Raw genomic sequence first — 5,001 nt, 5'->3', positions numbered from 1 at the left:
GCCCCCGCGCCCGGCCCAGCCCCGGTTCCGGCTGTCAACGGAAACGCGGCCCGGCGTTATCTGCAAACGAGGGCACCCGATAATGCTTTCCTTTATTGCGCAACGGCTTATCCAGTCGGTGCTGGTGATGTTGACGGTGGCGCTGATCGCGTTCTCCATGTTTCGCTATGTGGGCGACCCGATCGCCAGCATGGTCGGCCAGGACACCACCCCTGAACAACGCGCGCAGTTGCGCGAACAGCTGGGCCTGGACGACCCCTTTGTCGTGCAGTTCGCCCGTTTTGTCGGCAACGCCGCGCACGGCGACTTCGGCATTTCGTACCGGCAGCGCCGCCCCGTCAGCGAGCTGCTCGAAGAGCGCATGCCCGCCACGCTGGAACTGTCCTTCGTGTCCGCCGTGATGGCGCTGGCGCTGGGCATTCCGATGGGCATCTACACGGCGTTGCGCCGCCACGGCGTGCTGTCCAAGGCCTTCATGGCGTTGTCGCTGGCCGGCATCTCGTTGCCCACCTTCCTGATCGGCATCCTGCTTATTCTTGTGTTTGGCGTGCAGCTGCGATGGCTGCCCAGCTTCGGACGCGGCGACGTGGTCAGCCTGGGGTGGTGGACCACCGGCTTTCTGACCAAGTCCGGATGGCTGGCGTTGATCATGCCGGCCATCACGCTGGCGCTGTTTCAGATGACGCTGATCATGCGGCTGGTGCGCGCAGAAATGTTGGAAGTGCTGCGCGCTGATTTCATCAAGTTCGCGCGGGCGCGCGGCCTGCCTGAACGGCTGATCAACTTTCGCCACGCCTTGAAGAACACGATGGTACCGGTCATCACGATTACCGGCCTGCAATTGGGTTCGATCATCGCGTTCGCCATCATCACCGAAACCGTGTTCCAGTGGCCAGGCATGGGGCTGTTGTTCATCCAGGCCATCAGCATGGTGGACATCCCGGTGATGGCGGCCTATCTGGTGCTGATTGCCTTCATGTTCGTGGTCATCAACCTGGTCGTCGACCTGCTGTATTTCGCCGTGGACCCGCGTCTGCGCGTGCAGAGCAAGTAAAGGAATCAACATGATTGCTCGCATCGCTCCCCTGTTTGCCCGCGCGGCCGACAGCGATATCTGGCACAGCTTCAAGCGGTCGCCCGGCGCCATCATCGCCGCCATCGTGACGCTGGCCATCCTGCTGGGCGCGCTGTTCGCGCCCATCATCGCGCCGCACAACCCCTTCGACCTGGCGTCGCTGTCCATCATGGACGCCAACACGCCGCCCGCCTGGGAAGAGGGCGGCAGCCCGGACTTCGTGCTGGGCACCGACGACCAGGGCCGCGACATTCTTTCCGCCGTGTTGTACGGCTCGCGCGTGTCGCTGCTGGTGGGGTTTGCATCGGTACTGTTTTCGATGGTGCTGGGCGTGACGCTGGGCCTTATCAGCGGCTACGCCGGCGGCCGCATCGACAGCTTCATCATGCGCATCGCGGACGTGCAGTTGTCGTTTCCGGCCATCCTGGTGGCGCTGCTGATCGACGGCGTGGCGCGTGGCGTCTTGCCGCGCGACATGCACGATCAACTGGCGCTTTACGTGCTGATCTTCGCCATCGGGATTTCGGGCTGGGTGCAGTACGCGCGCACCGTGCGCGGCTCCACGCTGGTCGAACGCAACAAGGAATATGTGCAGGCGGCACGGCTGATCGGCATCGGCCCGATCACCATCCTGCGCCGCCACATCCTGCCCAACGTCATGGGCCCCGTGCTGGTCATTGCCACCATCCATTTGGCGATTGCCATCATCACGGAAGCCACGCTGTCGTTCCTGGGCGTGGGCGTGCCGCCGACGGCGCCGTCGCTGGGCACGTTGATTCGTATCGGCAACAGCTACCTGTTTTCGGGCATGTGGTGGATTTCTATTTTTCCGGGCATTGCGCTGGTTGCGCTGGTGCTATCAGTCAATCTGCTGGGCGACTGGCTGCGCGACGCGCTCAACCCCAAGCTGCGCTGAGGACGTCATGGCCCTGTTGAACATTGAAGACATCCGCATCGAATTCCCCAGCCGCCGTGGCACGCTGGTCGCGGTGGACGGCGTATCGCTATCGCTGGAAAAGGGCGAAATCCTGGGCGTGGTCGGCGAGTCCGGCGCGGGCAAGTCCACCATCGGCAACGCGGTGATCGGCCTGCTGGAAGCGCCCGGTCGCTTGGCCGGCGGCTCGGTGCTGCTGAACGGCGAACGCATCGACACGCTGACGCCCGCGCAAAAGCGCAAGGTGCGTGGCCGCCGCATCGGCATGATTTTCCAAGACCCGCTGACGTCGCTGGACCCGCTGCAAACGGTGGAAAGCCAGCTGGTGGAAACCATGCAGGTGCACCTGAACCTGACGCATGCGGAAGCCAGGAAGCGGGCGGTGCAATTGCTAGTGCAGGTTGGCATCGACCAGCCGGAACTGCGCGTCAAGCAATATCCGCATCAGTTCTCGGGCGGCATGCGCCAGCGCGTGGTGATTGCGCTGGCCTTGTGCTGCGAACCCGAAGTCATCATCGCCGACGAGCCCACCACCGCGCTGGACGTGTCCATTCAGGCGCAGATTCTTGAGCTGTTGAAGAAGCTGTGCCGCGAAGAGCAGGTCGGCATGATCATCATCACGCACGACATGGGCGTGATTGCCGACGTGACCGATCGTGTGGCGGTGCTGTATCACGGCAAGCTGGTCGAACAAGGCCCCACCACCAAGATCCTGGGCGACCCCGATCATCCCTACACGCGCAGCCTGATATCGGCCGTGCCGCGCCCGGACATCAAGCTCAAGCGTTTTCCGCTGGTCACGTATATCGAAGACGTGAAGACGCCGTCGCAACCGCTGGACCTGGCCACGCATTGGCTGGGGCAGCGGCGCGACTTCGGCGCGCAGACGGATGGCCCCTTGGTGCAGGTGCGTGACCTGTCCATGCGCTTCGTGCTCAAGAGTGCGCTGCTCAAGCGCAACCAACGCACGCTGGACGCCGTCAAGCGCGTGAACTTTTCCATCGGCGAAGGCGAGGTGTTCGGACTGGTGGGCGAATCCGGCTCCGGCAAGTCCACGGTCGCAAGGCTGATCTCGGGCTTGTACACGCCGTCGGAAGGCTCGGTTACGTTCGGCGGCACCGACCTGACGGCGCTGAAGGGCGAGAAACAACTCAACCCGTTCCGCCGCCAGATCCAGATGATTTTCCAGGACCCGTTTTCGTCGCTGAATCCGCGCATGCGCGTGCTGGACATCATTGCCGAACCGATCCGCTTTCATAAGCTGGCGGCATCCGAGGCCGAAGCGCGCCGCATCGTGGCGGATCTGCTGGACGTCGTGGGCCTGGGCGACCGCGCCGCCGAACGCTTTCCGCACGAATTTTCGGGCGGTCAACGCCAGCGCATCTGCATCGCCCGCGCGCTGGCCACGCGCCCGCGCTTTTTGATCTGCGATGAGCCCACGTCCGCGCTGGACGTATCGATTCAAGCGCAGATCCTGAATCTGCTGAAAGACCTGCAAGAAGAATTGGGCCTGACCATGCTGTTCATCAGCCACGACCTGCCGGTGATTCGCCAGATGTGCGATCGCGTCGGCGTCATGCGCTTTGGCGAATTGCTGGAAGTGGCGGAAACGGAAACGCTCTTCCAGCAGCCGCAACACCCCTACAGCCAGCACCTGCTTGGCCTGATGCCGCGCCTGCAAACCATGTCCCGCGAGGGGCTGGATGTGGTCGAAGGCTGACGGCGAAGCGCAACCGGAGCAAGACATGACGGCGACACGACAGACTCTTTTCATCGGCGGCCTGGTATTCGATGGCGAGGGCAAGGTATTGCGCGACCACGGCGTGCTGGTCGAAGACAAGCAGGTGGCGCGCGTGGCGCCGGCCGGCGCGTTCGAAGGCTATGCGGGGTTGCAGATCAACACCACCGGCATGACGCTGATGCCCAGCCTGGCCGACTGCCATGTGCACCTGGTCTACACCGGCGGCGCCGACCCCAACGCCTTGCTCAGCAAGCAGGGGCCCGCGCAGATCACGCTGACCGCGCTGGAAAACGCGCAAGCCAGCCTGCGGGGCGGCGTGACCGCCTTGCGGGATTGCGGCGGCAAGGACTACCTGGAATTCGGCGTGCGCGACGCGATTGCGCGCGGCGTGTTTCCCGGCCCCACCATCAAGGCGTCCGGCCGCATCATCTGCATGACGGGCGGGCACGGCAACCGCATCGGCCGCGTTGCCGATGGGGTTGATGACGTGGTCAAGGCCGTGCGCGAACAAGTGCACGCGGGCTGTGACCTGGTGAAGATCATGGCAACGGGCGGGGTGATGACGCCCGGGGTCAGCCCGATGGACGCGCACTACAGCTTCGATGAACTGAAGGCGGGCGTGCACGAAGCCAAGCGCTTTCGCAAAAGCACGGCCAGCCATGCGCAAGGCACCCAGGGCATTCTGAACGCCGTGCGCGCGGGCATCGATTCCATCGAACACGGCATCTTCATGGACGACGATTGCCTGCGCGAAATGCTGGAAGCCGAAACCTATCTGGTGCCCACCATCGCCGCCGTGCGCAACATCATCGCCAACGCGGACAACGGCATTCCGGCGTACGCGGTGGAGAAGGCGCGCGCGGTGGAACAACGCCATCGGGAATCGTTCCAGATGTACTACAAGGCCGGCGGCCGCATTGCGATGGGCACGGACGCGGGCACGCCGTTCAACCTGCACGGCGAAAACGCCATGGAGCTGGCGTACATGGTGGAGTTCGGCATGACGCCAGTCGACGCGCTGATCGCCGGCACGTCGCGCGGCCACGACCTGATGGGCTTGACCCAGCACGGCGTCATCGCCCAGGGCAAGGTGGCCGACCTGCTGCTGGTGCAAGGCGACCCGACCGAAGACATCCTGAAAGCGGCTGACAAGCGCTTTCACGTGGCGGTGCTGCGCAACGGCGAACTGGCGGCGGGTGCGTTGCCGTTCTGATCCCGGCACGGATACGACAACAAAAAGCCGCCCCGCCC

4 protein-coding genes are annotated in these 5,001 nt (G+C 64.0%); all 4 read left to right on the top strand.

The annotated features are described in order from the left end of the window. The first annotated feature begins 82 nt into the window (after positions 1-82). From ACNPP0_RS23105 to ACNPP0_RS23090, 4 genes are read left to right on the top strand one after another with little or no spacing between them, the layout of a single operon-like run. A complete protein-coding gene (locus tag ACNPP0_RS23105) occupies positions 83-1,054 on the top strand; it encodes an ABC transporter permease (protein WP_046803920.1) in 972 nt (323 codons plus the stop codon). A 10-nt stretch (positions 1,055-1,064) separates the two neighbouring features. Continuing rightward, on the top strand, positions 1,065-1,991 hold the full coding sequence (locus tag ACNPP0_RS23100) for an ABC transporter permease (RefSeq protein WP_332609111.1): 927 nt from the start codon (positions 1,065-1,067) through the stop codon (positions 1,989-1,991). A 7-nt stretch (positions 1,992-1,998) separates the two neighbouring features. Then, a complete protein-coding gene (locus ACNPP0_RS23095) occupies positions 1,999-3,729 on the top strand; it encodes an ABC transporter ATP-binding protein (protein ID WP_448707104.1) in 1,731 nt (576 codons plus the stop codon). Positions 3,730-3,754: 25 nt separating this feature from the next. Next, positions 3,755-4,963, top strand: coding sequence for a metal-dependent hydrolase family protein (locus ACNPP0_RS23090; RefSeq protein WP_332609115.1), 1,209 nt, complete (start codon positions 3,755-3,757; stop codon positions 4,961-4,963). Positions 4,964-5,001: the final 38 nt, after the last annotated feature.

The sequence above is a fragment of the Achromobacter semiaridum genome (assembly GCF_053543755.1).
This window is presented reverse-complemented; position numbering and strand designations above follow the sequence as displayed.

Bases quoted from the DNA above. Each gene is read 5' to 3' on its own strand.
- ACNPP0_RS23100 (WP_332609111.1), top strand. From the start codon at position 1,065: ATGATTGCTCGCATCGCTCCCCTGTTTGCCCGCGCGGCCGACAGCGAT.
- ACNPP0_RS23105 (WP_046803920.1), top strand. From the start codon at position 83: ATGCTTTCCTTTATTGCGCAACGGCTTATCCAGTCGGTGCTGGTGATG.
- ACNPP0_RS23095 (WP_448707104.1), top strand. From the start codon at position 1,999: ATGGCCCTGTTGAACATTGAAGACATCCGCATCGAATTCCCCAGCCGC.
- ACNPP0_RS23090 (WP_332609115.1), top strand. From the start codon at position 3,755: ATGACGGCGACACGACAGACTCTTTTCATCGGCGGCCTGGTATTCGAT.